Genomic DNA, 14436 nt, shown 5'->3' with positions numbered 1-14436 from the left:
TATTTGGGTAGAATCAGTGGATATTTGAAACGAAAACAGCCGAAAACCTGTGTTTGGGTTTCGGCTGTCGGGGGGAAAGGAATTTTGCAAAGGTCTCCGGGTGTTTGTCGAGTTTAACAAAACGTTCTGATGTTTGGCGTGTTCTATAGTGGATTAACAAAAATCAGGACAAGGCGAGGCAACGCCGTACTGGTTTAAAGTTAATCCACTATATTTCAATCTGCTGTCAATTGAACCGGTACGCTGCAAGACTGAAAAATGCCGTCTGAAACGTTTCAGACGGCATTTTTTCGGCGTGAGGGTTTAGGCTTCGACAACTTTGCCGCGCAGGGAGAAGGTGTAGGCTTCGGTGATTTCCAAATCGATCATTTGGTTAATCATGTCGGGTGTGCCGGTAAAGTTGACCACGCGGTTGTTGGCGGTACGGGCTTGCAGTTGGTCAGGGTCTTTTTTGGAGATACCTTCAACCAAGCAGCGTTGAACCGTGCCGACCATGGTTTGGTTGATGCGGGCGGTCTCGGCTTCGATGACTTCGTTCAAAGCTTCGAGGCGGCGCACTTTTTCTTCGTGCGGCGTGTCGTCCGGCAGGTTGGCGGCAGGCGTGCCGGGGCGTGGACTGTAAATAAAGACGAAGCTCAAGTCGAAGGCAATGTCTTTCACCAGTTTCAAGGTTTGTTCGAACTCGCGCTCGGTCTCGCCCGGGAAGCCGACGATAAAGTCGGAGCTGAGGCACAAATCAGGACGGATGGCACGCAGTTTGCGGATGATGGATTTGTATTCCAAGGCGGTGTAGCCGCGTTTCATTGCGCTCAATACGCGGTCGGAACCGCTTTGAATCGGCAGGTGCAGGTGGGAAACCAGTTTGGGCAGGTCGCGGTAGCACTCGATAATCGCGTCGGTAAATTCGCGCGGGTGGCTGGTGGTAAAGCGCATACGTTCGATGCCGGGGATTTCGTGGACAATGCGCAACAAAGTGGCGAAGTCGCAGATTTCGCCGTTTTCCATTTCGCCGCGATAGGCGTTGACGTTTTGACCTAAGAGGTTGATTTCTTTAACGCCTTGTTGCGCCAAGCCAGCAATCTCGGTCAATACGTCGTTGAGCGGGCGGGAGAATTCTTCACCGCGGGTATAAGGGACGACGCAGTAAGAGCAGTATTTGGAACAGCCTTCCATAATCGATACAAATGCCGCGCCGCCTTCGACGCGGGCGGGCGGCAGGTGGTCGAATTTTTCGATTTCGGGAAAGGAAATATCGACTTGCGACAGCCCGCTGGTTTCTTTGTCCACAATCATTTTGGGCAGGCGGTGCAGCGTTTGCGGGCCGAAAACCACGTCCACATAAGGCGCGCGTTTGATGATGTTTTCGCCTTCTTGCGAGGCGACGCAGCCGGCAACGCCGATGATGAGGCCGGGATTTTTTTCTTTGAGCGGGCGTACGCGACCCAAGTCGGAGAAGACTTTCTCTTGCGCTTTTTCACGCACGGAGCAGGTGTTGAACAAGATGATGTCGGCTTCGTCGGCTTGGGTAACCTGTTCGATGCCGCCGTGTTCTTCGGCGAGGACGGCGAGCATTTTGTCGCTGTCGTATTCGTTCATCTGGCAGCCGAAGGTGCGGATAAATACTTTTTTCATGGTTTGTGTCTTTCTCAGGCAGCCGTAATCGCGGGGCTGATTGTTGTTGGAATGAAAAAATTTCAGACGGCATGACGATGCCGTCTGAAAATCGGTGCGGATTATAGCACGATGTGGGTTTTGTAAACAGAATATTGTTTTAAAATATGAATTTAATCGGTTGGGACGGCTGTATAATGAAAGTTTGATTTGACGGAGATGTATATGAGACCAGTTGTATGGGCGGCATTGCTGCTGTGTGCGTGTACCAGCAATTTCGGCGACAGGGAACATCAGTTCCTGCGTGATCAGACGGAAGAGGGAATCGCACAAACGGTTGTTAAAGGCAAAACGACCCGGGCGGAGGTAGAGGCACGTTTCGGGAAGCGCAATCCTTTCGGCTGTTATGCCTATCATGAAGTCAGCCTGCCTATTTATAATTTTTTGCCGACCAATTTCATTTATATGAAATCGGAACGGCGGCATTGGGAGTGGTGTGTGGATTACGACGGGGAGGGAGTTGTCCGGGACTACCGCTTTACACATAAAGTTGAAAAAGACGAGCGTTCCGTCATCTGGGATACGGTTGACGTCATCCGCAAAGAAGCGGGCAAATCCTTGTCGCAACCTGAAAAATGATAAAATGGGGCTTTCTGCTTCCAAGCCCGAAACCTGCCGTTCAGACGGCATTTGAGGATAAATATGAACCGTAACGAAATTTTATTCGACCGCGCCAAAGCCATCATCCCCGGCGGCGTGAATTCCCCCGTCCGCGCATTCGGCAGCGTCGGCGGCGTGCCGCGCTTTATCAAAAAAGCCGAAGGCGCGTATGTTTGGGACGAAAACGGCACGCGCTACACCGACTATGTCGGTTCGTGGGGGCCCGCGATTGTCGGACACGCGCACCCCGAAGTCATCGAAGCCGTGCGCGAAGCTGCCTTGGGCGGTTTGTCGTTCGGCGCGCCCACCGAGGGCGAAATCGTCATCGCCGAAGAAATCGCCAAAATCATGCCGTCCGTCGAACGGCTGCGCCTCGTCAGCTCCGGTACCGAAGCCACCATGACCGCCATCCGTCTGGCACGCGGTTTTACCGGCCGCGACAAAATCATCAAGTTTGAAGGCTGCTACCACGGCCATTCTGACAGCCTGTTGGTGAAAGCAGGCAGCGGTCTGCTGACGTTTGGCAATCCTTCTTCCGCCGGTGTGCCTGCCGACTTTACCAAACACACTTTGGTACTCGAATACAACAATATCGCCCAACTGGAAGAAGCCTTTGCTCAAAGCGGCAATGACATTGCCTGTGTGATTTTGGAGCCTTTCGTCGGTAATATGAACCTTGTCCGCCCGACCGAAGCCTTCGTCAAAGCCCTGCGCGAATTGACCGAAAAACACGGCGCGGTGTTGATTTACGACGAAGTGATGACCGGTTTTCGCGTCGCACTCGGCGGCGCACAATCGCTGCACGGCATCACGCCCGACCTAACCACGATGGGCAAAGTCATCGGCGGCGGTATGCCGCTTGCCGCGTTCGGCGGACGCAAAGACATCATGGAATGTATTTCCCCGCTGGGCGGCGTGTATCAGGCAGGCACCTTGTCGGGCAACCCGATTGCCGTCGCCGCAGGCTTGAAAACGCTGGAAATCATTCAGCGCGAAGGCTTCTATGAAAACCTGACCGCCTTGACACAACGCCTTGCCAACGGTATTGCCGCCGCCGCTAAAGCGCACGGCATCGAATTTACCGCCGACAGCGTGGGCGGTATGTTCGGTCTGTATTTCGCCGGACACGCGCCGCGAAACTATGCCGATATGGCGCGTTCCAATATTGAAGGCTTCAAACAGTTTTTCCACGGTATGCTCGACCGCAGCATTGCCTTCGGCCCGTCCGCTTATGAAGCAGGTTTCGTTTCTGCCGCGCATACGCCCGAGCTGATTGACGAAACGGTTGCGGTTGCGGTTGAAGTGTTCAAGGCGATGGCTGCATGATGTTTTGACGGACAGGGTTTCTCTGTTCGATCTGTTTGGCAGATTGAAGTATAGTGGATTAACAAAAACCAGTACGGCGTTGCCTCGCCTTAGCTCAAAGAGAACGATTCTCTAAGGTGCTGAAGCACCAAGTGAATCGGTTCCGTACTATTTGTACTGTCTGCGGCTTCGTCGCCTTGTCCTGATTTTTGTTAATCCACTATAAGAATGCACACGCCCGTCATTCCCGCGCAGGCGGGAATCCAGACCTTTCAGTTTCTGTAATGATTGAAAATAACGGCAAGCCCGACCTTCCGGATTCCCGCCTGCGCGGGAATGACGGGCGTGTATATTTTTGATTTCAATCTGCTGTAAAAATGCCGTCTGAAATGCAAACAGCGTTTCAGACGGCATTGTTTGTTTCTTATTCCGTATCGGGTTTGGTGGCGGAAATTAGAAAGTGTTCGCGGTAGTGGCGTATTTCTTCGATGCTTTCCAAAATGTCGTCCAATGCCTTGTGCGAACCGCGTTTGACGACGCTTTTGGCAACGGGCGGATTCCAGCGTTTGGCAAGCTCTTTGAGCGTAGAAACGTCAAGGTTGCGGTAGTGGAAGTAGTTTTCCAGTTTCGGCATATATTTGACCATAAAACGCCGGTCTTGGTGGATGGAGTTGCCGCACATCGGCGTGGCGCGTTCGGGTATCCATTCCGACATAAAGTCCAGCAGTTTCTGTTCGATTTCGGCTTCGGTATGCGACGATTCGCGTACGCGCTGTGTCAGCCCCGTCCTGCCGTGTGTGGCGGTGTTCCACTCGTCCATATTGTCGAGCAGCTCGTCGCTTTGGTGGATGGCGTAAACTTCGGATTGCGCCAATACATTCAAATCCGAGTCGGTAATAATCATCGCGACTTCGATAATGCGGTCGGTTTCGGGATTCAGCCCCGTCATTTCCATATCGAGCCAGCATAGGTTGTTTTTGTCCTGCATGATGTTTCCTTTGCTTGTCAGCGTTTTGTCCCGCTCAATCGCGCCCATCCTTCTTCGGTTTCCGCAGGATCGAGATCGAACCATTGGCTGTAAATGCCGCTGAGTTCTTCGATTTGTTCGTCCAACAAACCGGATAACACGATGCGGCCGCCTTGTTTGGTGCGGGCGGCAAGCATTTCGCCAAGCATACGTAAAGGGTTGGCGAGGATGTTGGCGACAACTACGTCGAATTGCCCTTGAGGCAGGCCGTCGGGCAGGAAGAATTGTGCATCGACGTTGTTCTGTTCGGCGTTGTCCTTGCTGGCACGGATGGCCTGTTCGTCAATATCGACGCCGACGGCAGAACCTGCGCCGAGTTTGAGGGCGGCGATGGTCAGGATACCTGAACCGCAGCCGTAGTCGAGGACGCTTTCGCCGTTTTTGAGTTGCGTATCCAGCCATTTGAGGCAGAGGCGCGTGGTTGGGTGGCTGCCGGTGCCGAAGGCGAGGCCGGGATCGAGGCGTAGGTTGACGGCAGTGCCTTCGGGGGCTTCGTGCCAAGAGGGGGTAATCCACAGGCGGTCGGAAATTTGGATGGGGTCGAATTGCGCTTGGGTCAGGCGTACCCAGTCTTGGTCTTCGAGGGTTTCACCGGTGTATGCCAAGTCTTTTAATCCGCATTCTTGTGCAGCGGTTTGGATGATGGCAGCGGCTTCGTCGTGTTCGCCGAACAGGGCGATGACTTTGCTCTGCTGCCAGATTTGTTCGGTCGGCATACCGGGTTCGCCAAAGATGGCTTGTTCGTTTTCGGTACCTGCATAGGCATCTTCGATGGCGGCGGAGAGTGCGCCGTGTTCCATCAGGGTGTCGGCGAGGCGTTCGGCGACGGCATCGTTGACGTTGATGGTGATTTGTTGGTAAGGCATAGCGGGCTTTCTTAACAGACCTTCGGAATAGGGTCGTACTGTATAAGGGGATGGGTGTGTAACGGAAATGCCGTCTGAAAACGGACAAACTGTTTCAGACGGCATATCGGGGACGGCTTATTTGTCCTGTTTGGCTTTGCGATCTTCCAGCCAGTGTTCCAAATAGTGGATGCTGACGCCGCCTTTTTGGAACCCCGGGTCGTTGAACAAGTCGCGGTGCAGCGGCGTATTGGTTTTGATGCCGGTAATCGCCAGCTCGGCAAGGGCTACGCGCATTTTGGCCATGGCTTGGTCGCGGTCTTTACCGACGACGCAGACTTTGCCGATCAGGCTGTCGTAGTAAGGAGGGATGCGGTAGCCTTGGTAAATATGGCTGTCGACGCGGATACCGAAGCCGCCGGGCAGATGGCAGCTTTCAATCAGACCCGGGCTTGGGATGAAGTTGTACGGATCTTCGGCGTTGATACGGCACTCAAACGCGTGGCCTTCGACTTGAATATCCTTTTGTTTGTATTGCAACGGCAGGCCGGCCGCGATGCGCAATTGCTCTTGGACGATGTCCACGCCGGTGATGAGCTCGGTAACCGGATGCTCAACCTGAACGCGTGTGTTCATCTCGATAAAGAAGAACTCGCCGTCTTCGTACAGGAATTCAAACGTACCTGCGCCGCGATAGCCGATGCGTTTGCAGGCGTCGGCACAGGCTTTGCCGATTTTGGCACGTTCTTTTTCAGTGATGAACGGAGCCGGTGCTTCCTCGATGACTTTTTGGTGGCGGCGCTGCATGGAGCAGTCGCGCTCGGCAAGGTAGATGGCGTTGCCGTGTTCGTCGGCAATCACTTGGATTTCGACGTGGCGCGGACGTTGCAGGTAGCGTTCCATATAAACCATTGGGTTGCCGAATGCCGCGCCCGCTTCGGCTTTGGTCATTTCGACAGACTGGAGGAGGTCTTCTTTTTTCTCGACGACGCGCATACCGCGTCCACCGCCGCCGCCCGATGCTTTGATAATCACGGGATAACCGACTTTGTCGGCGATTTTGAGGATTTCGGCATCATCGTCGGGCAGCGCACCGTCAGAACCGGGGACGCAGGGCACGCCTGCCGCTATCATGGCGTGTTTGGCGGAGACTTTGTCGCCCATCAGGCGGATGGTGTCGGGTTTCGGGCCGATAAAGGTAAAGCCGGACTGCTCGACCTGTTCGGCGAAATCGGCGTTTTCGGCAAGGAAACCGTAGCCGGGGTGGACAGCGTCCGCGCAGGTTACTTCGGCGGCGGCAATGATGGCGGGAATGTTCAGATAACTTTGTGCGGAAGCGGCAGGGCCGATGCACACAGATTCGTCGGCGAGTTTGACGTGCAGGCTGTCTTTGTCGGCCTCGGAATGCACGGCGACGGTGGCAATGCCCATTTCGCGGCAGGCACGGAGTACGCGCAATGCGATTTCGCCCCGGTTGGCGATTAAAACTTTTTTCAGCATGATGACCTTTCCTGCGGTTCCGGCAACCCGTCCGTAAAAAAGGGTGCGGGAACGCTGAAGGGGGAAAGCATTTCAGACGGCATCGGGAATCTATGCCGTCTGAAAACAGGATTATTCGATAATGAAGAGCGGTTCGCCGAATTCGACGGGGGTACCGTTTTCGACCAGGATTTCTTTGACCGTACCGGATTTTTCGGCTTCAATTTCGTTCATCAGTTTCATCGCTTCGATGATGCACAAGGTGTCGCCTGCTTTAACTTGTTGTCCGACTTCGACAAATGCGGAGGCATTCGGGCCGGGTGCGCGGTAGAACGTACCGACCATAGGTGATTTTTGCGCATTGGACAAATCTCGGGCTGCAGGTGCTGCGGCAGGCGCGGGGGTTGTTGCGACGGGTGCCGGTGCAGGTGCGGCAGCCATGGCTGCCGCAGGTGCGGGTGCGGCATAAACCGGTGCTGCTGCGATGGTTCGGGTAATGCGGACTTTTTCTTCGCCTTCGGTAACTTCGATTTCGGCAATACCGGATTCTTCAACCAGATCGATCAGTTTTTTTAATTTGCGCAAATCCATTTTTGTTCCTTTAACGGCTGCCGGTTTTTCGGCGGGCTGTTGCGTTGGTTTTTCAGAAAACAGCCGGCTTGCGGCAACGGCGCAAACCGGGCGGAATAGGGTTTGGAAAAGTTTTTCCAACGGTGGAAAACAACCGTAATAATGTGTTTATTTTCCCGAAGTTGTCGGCAAATGTCCAGTAAAATATTAAAAAACAGCAGTTTTTGGCGGAAATATGCAAGGGGTCGGTTTTGTATGCGAGGTATGCTTTGTTGAGAGTGTTTATTCTAATTTATTGGTTTTTCGGACAAAGATGCCGTCTGAAAAAGATAAGTGCGTATAATGGCGGCTTGCCCGAATGAGAGTGTCACAATGGATATTTCAGATTTTGATTTTACCCTGCCCGAACACCTGATTGCCCAGCATCCGCCCGAAGTACGCGGCAGCAGCCGCCTTTTGGTTGCGTTGCCGGATATGCCGCTGCAAGACCGGGTATTCGGGGATTTACCCGATTATGTCGGCGAGGGCGACGTTTTGGTATTCAATAATACGAAGGTTATGAAGGCGCGGCTGTTTGGTCAAAAAGACAGCGGGGGCAGAATCGAAGCCCTGATTGAGCGCGTATTGGACAACCATACCGCACTGGCGCATATCCGTTCGTCCAAGTCCCCCAAGCCCGGTATGGGGCTGGTGTTTGAAGGCGGTATTCGTGCCGTGATGGTCGAGCGTGAGGGCGAACTGTTCTGCCTGCGTTTTGAAGGCGGTCAAACCGTTTACGAACTTTTGGAACAGAACGGCCATTTGCCTCTGCCGCCTTATATTGAACGTGCCGCCGATGCGGATGACGACAGCCGTTATCAAACCGTTTATGCCAAATATCAGGGGGCGGTCGCCGCGCCGACGGCGGGCCTGCATTTTACGGAAGAACTTTTGCGCCGTCTGAAAGACAAAGGCGCGGTAACCGCAGAAGTAACCCTGCACGTCGGTGCGGGAACGTTCCAGCCCGTGCGTGTGGACAAAATCGAAGAACACAAAATGCACAGCGAATGGTTTGAAGTGCCGTATGAAACCGTCGCCGCCGTTGAGGCGGCAAAAGCCCGGGGGAACAAGGTTTGGGCGGTCGGCACGACTTCCATGCGCGCCCTCGAGTCTGCCGCGCGCGCGACGGGATACTTGAAAGACGGACAGGGCGACACCGATATTTTCATCACGCCGGGCTACCGTTTTAATGTTGTCGACAGGTTGGTTACCAATTTTCATTTGCCGAAATCGACGCTGCTGATGTTGGTCAGCGCGTTTTCGGGTATGGGTCATATCCGCGCCGTGTATCGTCATGCGGTTGAACGTGAATACCGTTTCTTCAGCTACGGCGATGCGATGGTTTTGGGGCGGAACGAAGGGGTGGTACGTTAGAACAGCCTCAAGTCTATTGGGGGAAGACAAGTGCCGTCTGAACGGATGTTCGGACGGCATTCTTTTGTTGATTTGAATGAAAGGAACTGTATGACATAGATTCAGGTGCGAGAGGCGAGAAACTCAAAGAGCGGTGGGATAAGCAAAAATCCCCATGCTGCCAACAAGGGGATTTTTGCATTCCTGCCAAGTTTGAAACTTTACAGGAGTCATCAAAATGCAAATCTCTATTTCAGCAGGCAATTTGCAATTGACTATAACGATTGATGCTGGAATGATTCTAGCCTTGATTGTTGCTTTTAAGTCAATAACCCACCAAAACCGCCCGAGCAATCGGACGGTTTCCTATTTGGCGATACCCACCGCCAGAGCCTTCGAAGATTCTGCCCTAAATAATCTGCACCTTAGTCGGTTGGTTAATCCAACTTTAGGGGTGCAGACCATTCAATCTTTCAGACGGCCTTTGTTTGTTTATAAGACAAATTTTTAGCCGAACAATTTTTCCAAGTGTGCCTGATAGTCTGCCAAGTATTTTTCCACTTGCGGGTTTTTAATCACATCGTTACACAAGAATGTCGGCAGGCGGCTCAAGCCGATGAACTCGTTGGCTTTGTGGAAGTGCATATACAAAACATCAACGCCTTTGCCTTCAAAGAAATCGCCTTCGCGGGTAAACGCCTCAATCGGCGCATTCCAAGTCAGTGAAAGCATATGTTTTTTGCCTTGCAACAAGCCGCCTGTGCCGTAGCCCTCAGTCGGATTGGCGCGGTGTCTGCCGTCGCTTTGGTAGAGTTTGCCGTGTCCGCCGGTAAAGACTTCGTCCATATATTTTTTCACTGTCCAAGGCTCGTGCATCCACCAGCCCGGCATCTGCCAAATCACGGCATCCATCCAAACGAATTTTTCGATTTCTGCCTCAACATCATAGCCGGCATCAATCACGGTTTCTTGAACATTGTATCCGAGCGCGGTCAAAACTTCTTTCGCTTTTTTGTGAAGCGTGTGGTTTAACCCGCCGTGAGAATGTCCGAACGCTTTGCCGCCGTCTAATAATAAAATATTCATTTGTTACCTCGTTTGTGAATTGATGAATGTATTGTGCCGTTTTACTTTGTAATTTAAAAGTGCAAAAATAAGAAAACACTTTTGCGTAAAATGGAATAATAAAATGAAAACCAATTCAGAAGAACTGACCGTATTTGTTCAAGTGGTGGAAAGCGGCAGCTTCAGCCGTGCGGCGGAGCAGTTGGCGATGGCAAATTCTGCCGTAAGCCGCATCGTCAAACGGCTGGAGGAAAAGTTGGGCGTGAACCTGCTCAACCGCACCACGCGGCAACTCAGTCTGACGGAAGAAGGCGCGCAATATTTCCGCCGCGCGCAGAGAATCCTGCAAGAAATGGCAGCGGCGGAAACCGAAATGCTGGCAGTGCACGAAATACCGCAAGGCGTGTTGCGCGTGGATTCCGCGATGCCGATGGTGCTGCATCTGCTGGCGTCGCTGGCAGCAAAATTCAACGAACGCTATCCGCATATCCGACTTTCGCTCGTTTCTTCCGAAGGCTATATCAATCTGATTGAACGCAAAGTCGATATTGCCTTACGGGCCGGAGAATTGGACGATTCCGGGCTGCGTGCACGCCATCTGTTTGACAGCCGCTTCCGCGTAGTCGCCAGTCCTGAATACCTGGCAAAACACGGCACGCCGCAATCTGTAGAAGAGCTTGCCGGCCACCAATGTTTAGGCTTCACCGAACCCGGTTCTCTAAATACATGGGCGGTTTTGGATGCGCAGGGAAATCCCTATAAAATTTCCCCGCACTTTACCGCCAGCAGCGGTGAAATCTTACGCTCGTTGAGCCTTTCAGGTTGCGGTATTGCTTGCTTATCAGATTTTTTGGTTGACAACGACATCGCTGAAGGAAAGTTAATTCCCCTGCTCGCCGAACAAACCTCCAATAAAACGCACCCCTTCAATGCTGTTTATTACAGCGATAAAGCCGTCAACCTCCGCTTACGCGTATTTTTGGATTTTTTGGCGGAGGAACTGGGAAACAATCTCTGTGGATAATTCTGTAGAAATCCGTCATAAAACTGTTTTTGCTTACTTAATAACTTTGAGAAAAAATAAATAAGATGATGTATAGCCGGCGGCAATGGCAGTCTATATGGGGAGCGTGATAGGGCTGTTCCTTATGTGCGGCTTGTATGTGGCAACATCGGCTTTCCGAATGACAAAATGCCGTCTGAAACCGCAAAACGGCTTCAGACGGCATTGTTCAACCTGATTCAGGTATCAGCTGCGGTTTTTCAAACGTCCGTGCAACTCTTGAACGCTGTACACGCCCAGATGGTCGCGGCTTTTCGCGCCTTCGCTCATCGCTTCGCCGCCGGCAGTGGTGGTGTATTGCGGCACACGCTGCTGCAATGCGCTTTGGCGGATGATGTGGCTGTCGGACACGGATTGCGGATCGCTGGAAACGGTATTCACGACCAGTGCGATTTCGCCGTTTTTCAGCGCGTCGCCGATGTGCGGGCGGCCTTCGGGGACTTTATTGATGGTCTGCACAATCAGCCCGTGTTCGGTCAGGTATTGCGCCGTGCCGCGTGTGGCGCAGATGCCGTAGCCTAATGCTTGGAAGTTTTTGGCGGTTTTGATGACGCGTTCTTTGTCTTCTTCGCGCACGGAGAGGAAGATTTTGCCGGTCGGGTTGAGGCGTTCGCCCGCGCCGAGTTGGGCTTTGTAGTAGGCTTCGCCGAAACTTGCGCCCACGCCCATGACTTCGCCGGTGGAGCGCATTTCCGGTCCCAAAATCGTATCCACGCCCGGGAATTTGATGAAGGGGAACACGGCTTCTTTAACGGCATAGAAATCGGGGACGACTTCTTTTTCCACGCCTTGTTCTTTCAGGGAAATGCCTGCCATACAGCGTGCGCCGACTTTGGCGAGCGGCACGCCGGTGGCTTTGGAGACGAAAGGCACGGTACGGCTGGCGCGCGGGTTCACTTCCAATACGAACACCACGCCGTCCTGCACGGCAAACTGCACGTTCATCAGACCAATCACGCCCAGCGCGTAGGCCATCGCTTTGGTTTGGCGGCGGATTTCGTCTTGGATTTCTTCGCTGAGCGAGTAGGGGGGCAGCGAGCAGCCGGAGTCGCCGGAGTGGATGCCCGCCTGTTCGACGTGCTGCATGATGCCGCCGATAACCACGTCTTTGCCGTCTGAAACGCAGTCCACATCCACTTCAATCGCGTTGTTCAGGAAGAAATCAAGCAGTACGGGGCTGTCTTCGGAAACCTGCACGGCTTCGCGCATGTATTTTTGCAAGGCTTCGGAGGAGTGGACAATCTGCATCGCGCGTCCGCCCAAAACATAAGACGGACGCACGACCAGCGGATAGCCGATTTCTTCGGCTCTCACGAGGGCTTCTTCTTCGTTGTGGGCGATGCGGTTGGGCGGTTGGCGCAGGCCTAAGTCGTTCAACACTTTTTGGAAGCGTTCGCGGTCTTCGGCGGCATCGATGCTGTCGGCGGACGTGCCGATAATGTTCACGCCGTTTTCAACCAGCGCGTTGGCGAGTTTGAGCGGGGTTTGACCGCCGTAATGCACAATCACGCCCCACGGGTTTTCGGTGCGGACGATTTCCAGCACGTCTTCCAGCGTCAGCGGCTCGAAATAGAGGCGGTCGCTGGTGTCGAAGTCGGTGGACACGGTTTCGGGGTTGCAGTTCACCATAATCGTTTCAAAGCCCGATTCGCGCAGGGCAAGCGCGGCGTGAACGCAGCAGTAGTCAAACTCGATGCCCTGACCGATACGGTTCGGACCGCCGCCGAGAATCATCACTTTTTTACGGTCGGAAGGACGCGCTTCGCATTCTTCTTCGTAGGTGGAATAGAGGTAGGCGGTTTCGGTGGCGAACTCGGCGGCGCAGGTATCGACGCGTTTATAGACAGGATGCAGCTTCAGCGCGTAGCGGTGTTCGCGCACTTCTTTTTCTTTTACGCCCAAAAGCTGGGCGATGCGTTTGTCGGAGAAGCCTTTGCGTTTCAGACGACGTAAGGCGGCGAAATCCAAATCTTGCAGGCAGCCTGCACTTACCTGCTGCTCTTCTTTCACCAAGTCTTCGATTTGCGCCAAGAACCAAGGGTCGATGGCGCAGATTTCGTGAATTTCTTCCAGTGTGAAGCCCGCGCGGAACGCGTCTGCCACAAACAGCATACGTTCGGGGCCGGGGTTTGCCAGTTCGCGGCGGATTTCCGCTTTGTCGGAGCTTCTCGGATTGAAGCCGCACAAGCCGGTTTCCAAACCGCGCAAAGCTTTTTGGAAGCTTTCCTGAATGGTGCGGCCCATCGCCATCACTTCGCCCACCGATTTCATCTGCGTGGTCAGGCGGTCGTCTGCGGCAGGGAATTTTTCAAACGCAAAACGTGGGATTTTGGTCACGACATAGTCGATGGAAGGCTCGAACGACGCGGGCGTGCGGCCGCCGGTGATGTCGTTGCGCAACTCGTCCAGCGTAAAGCCGACCGCCAGTTTCGCCGCCACTTTCGCAATCGGGAAGCCCGTCGCTTTGGAAGCCAGCGCGGAAGAACGGCTCACGCGCGGGTTCATCTCAATCACAATCATCTCGCCGTTTTCAGGGTTCACCGCAAACTGCACGTTCGAGCCGCCAGTGTCCACGCCGATTTCGCGCAATACTGCCAGCGAAGCGTTGCGCATGATTTGGTATTCCTTGTCCGTCAGCGTTTGCGCCGGCGCAACCGTAATCGAGTCGCCCGTATGCACGCCCATCGGGTCGAAGTTTTCAATCGAACAAATAATGATGCAGTTGTCGGCCTTATCGCGCACCACTTCCATCTCGTACTCTTTCCAGCCGAGAACGGACTGCTCAATCAGCAGCTCATGCGTGGGCGATGCATCGAAACCGCGTTCGCAAATCGCCAAAAACTCGTCTTTATTGTAGGCAATGCCGCCGCCCGAACCGCCCATCGTGAAAGACGGACGAATCAGCGTCGGAAAGCCGACTTGTTCTTGCGCCGCCAAGGCTTCGTTCATCGTGTGGCAGACAAAGGATTTCGGACAGGAGAGGCCGATTTTTTCCATCGCCTCCTTAAAGCGGCCGCGGTCTTCTGCTTTGTCAATCGCGTCTTCGGTCGCGCCGATCAGCTCGACATTGTATTTCGCCAGCACGCCGTTGCGCGCCAAATCCAGCGCACAGTTCAGCGCGGTCTGGCCGCCCATCGTGGGCAGAATCGCATCGGGCCGTTCCTTGGCGATAATCTTCTCCACCGTCTGCCACATAATCGGCTCGATGTAGGTAACATCCGCCATTTCAGGGTCGGTCATAATCGTGGCGGGGTTGGAATTCACCAGAATGACTTTATAGCCTTCTTCGCGCAAAGCCTTGCAGGCCTGTGCGCCCGAATAGTCAAATTCGCAGGCCTGACCGATAACGATAGGGCCGGCGCCGATGATAAGGATGGATTTTAGGTCGGTACGTTTGGGCATGGGTGGGTCTCTTTAAA

13 protein-coding genes are annotated in these 14436 nt (G+C 53.7%); 4 read left to right on the top strand and 9 right to left on the bottom strand.

What is annotated here, in order from left to right; translation table 11 throughout:
- Positions 1-303: 303 nt before the first annotated feature.
- Positions 304-1632, bottom strand: coding sequence for a tRNA (N6-isopentenyl adenosine(37)-C2)-methylthiotransferase MiaB (gene miaB / locus Q9J79_RS09075; protein WP_301912608.1), 1329 nt, complete (start codon positions 1630-1632; stop codon positions 304-306).
- A gap of 204 nt (positions 1633-1836) precedes the next feature.
- Between miaB and Q9J79_RS09070 the strand changes: the two genes are divergently transcribed.
- Together Q9J79_RS09070 and hemL are read left to right on the top strand one after the other, a co-directional pair.
- Entirely contained in the window at positions 1837-2250 is a 414-nt protein-coding gene (locus Q9J79_RS09070) for a glucosamine-fructose-6-phosphate aminotransferase (protein WP_301912607.1), read from the top strand.
- A 63-nt stretch (positions 2251-2313) separates the two neighbouring features.
- A complete protein-coding gene (gene hemL, locus Q9J79_RS09065; RefSeq protein ID WP_301912606.1) occupies positions 2314-3597 on the top strand; it encodes a glutamate-1-semialdehyde 2,1-aminomutase in 1284 nt (427 codons plus the stop codon).
- Positions 3598-3744: 147 nt separating this feature from the next.
- Here the strand turns inward: hemL and Q9J79_RS09060 are convergent, their stop codons facing one another.
- From Q9J79_RS09060 to Q9J79_RS09035, 6 genes are all read right to left on the bottom strand, one after another.
- Entirely contained in the window at positions 3745-3990 is a 246-nt protein-coding gene (locus tag Q9J79_RS09060; protein ID WP_003752108.1) for a hypothetical protein, read from the bottom strand.
- Positions 3991-4000: 10 nt separating this feature from the next.
- On the bottom strand, positions 4001-4564 hold the full coding sequence (orn, locus tag Q9J79_RS09055; RefSeq protein ID WP_025457686.1) for an oligoribonuclease: 564 nt from the start codon (positions 4562-4564) through the stop codon (positions 4001-4003).
- A 17-nt stretch (positions 4565-4581) separates the two neighbouring features.
- Positions 4582-5469: a 50S ribosomal protein L11 methyltransferase gene (prmA, locus tag Q9J79_RS09050; RefSeq protein WP_025457685.1), complete on the bottom strand. Its 888-nt coding sequence runs from the start codon at positions 5467-5469 to the stop codon at positions 4582-4584.
- Positions 5470-5586: 117 nt separating this feature from the next.
- On the bottom strand, positions 5587-6948 hold the full coding sequence (accC, locus tag Q9J79_RS09045) for an acetyl-CoA carboxylase biotin carboxylase subunit (RefSeq protein WP_301912605.1): 1362 nt from the start codon (positions 6946-6948) through the stop codon (positions 5587-5589).
- Between the two features lie 111 nt (positions 6949-7059).
- Positions 7060-7518 carry an acetyl-CoA carboxylase biotin carboxyl carrier protein gene (gene accB / locus Q9J79_RS09040; protein ID WP_107997062.1) on the bottom strand — a complete coding sequence of 153 codons (459 nt, stop codon included), beginning with the start codon at positions 7516-7518 and terminating at the stop codon, positions 7060-7062.
- On the bottom strand, positions 7500-7754 hold the full coding sequence (locus Q9J79_RS09035) for an acetyl-CoA carboxylase (protein ID WP_301912609.1): 255 nt from the start codon (positions 7752-7754) through the stop codon (positions 7500-7502). Before Q9J79_RS09035 ends, accB begins: the two co-directional genes overlap by 19 nt.
- A gap of 115 nt (positions 7755-7869) precedes the next feature.
- On the opposite strand from Q9J79_RS09035, the gene queA reads away from it, so the two are divergent.
- On the top strand, positions 7870-8910 hold the full coding sequence (gene queA, locus Q9J79_RS09030; protein WP_301912604.1) for a tRNA preQ1(34) S-adenosylmethionine ribosyltransferase-isomerase QueA: 1041 nt from the start codon (positions 7870-7872) through the stop codon (positions 8908-8910).
- 486 nt (positions 8911-9396) lie between these two features.
- On the opposite strand, the gene Q9J79_RS09025 is transcribed toward queA, so the two are convergent.
- Positions 9397-9975 carry an NAD(P)H-dependent oxidoreductase gene (locus Q9J79_RS09025; RefSeq protein WP_301912603.1) on the bottom strand — a complete coding sequence of 193 codons (579 nt, stop codon included), beginning with the start codon at positions 9973-9975 and terminating at the stop codon, positions 9397-9399.
- A 103-nt stretch (positions 9976-10078) separates the two neighbouring features.
- Here Q9J79_RS09025 and crgA point away from each other — a divergent pair, with 103 nt between their 5' ends.
- Complete coding sequence (gene crgA / locus Q9J79_RS09020) at positions 10079-10978, top strand: LysR family transcriptional regulator CrgA (protein ID WP_301912601.1); 900 nt, start codon at positions 10079-10081, stop codon at positions 10976-10978.
- A 225-nt stretch (positions 10979-11203) separates the two neighbouring features.
- Here crgA and carB read toward each other — a convergent pair whose 3' ends face one another.
- Positions 11204-14419, bottom strand: a complete 3216-nt coding sequence (gene carB / locus Q9J79_RS09015) for a carbamoyl-phosphate synthase large subunit (RefSeq protein WP_301912600.1) — start codon at positions 14417-14419, stop codon at positions 11204-11206.
- Between the last annotated feature and the right edge of the window lie 17 nt (positions 14420-14436).

The sequence above is a fragment of the Neisseria viridiae genome (assembly GCF_962747995.1).
GTDB lineage: Bacteria > Pseudomonadota > Gammaproteobacteria > Burkholderiales > Neisseriaceae > Neisseria > Neisseria viridiae.
This window is presented reverse-complemented; position numbering and strand designations above follow the sequence as displayed.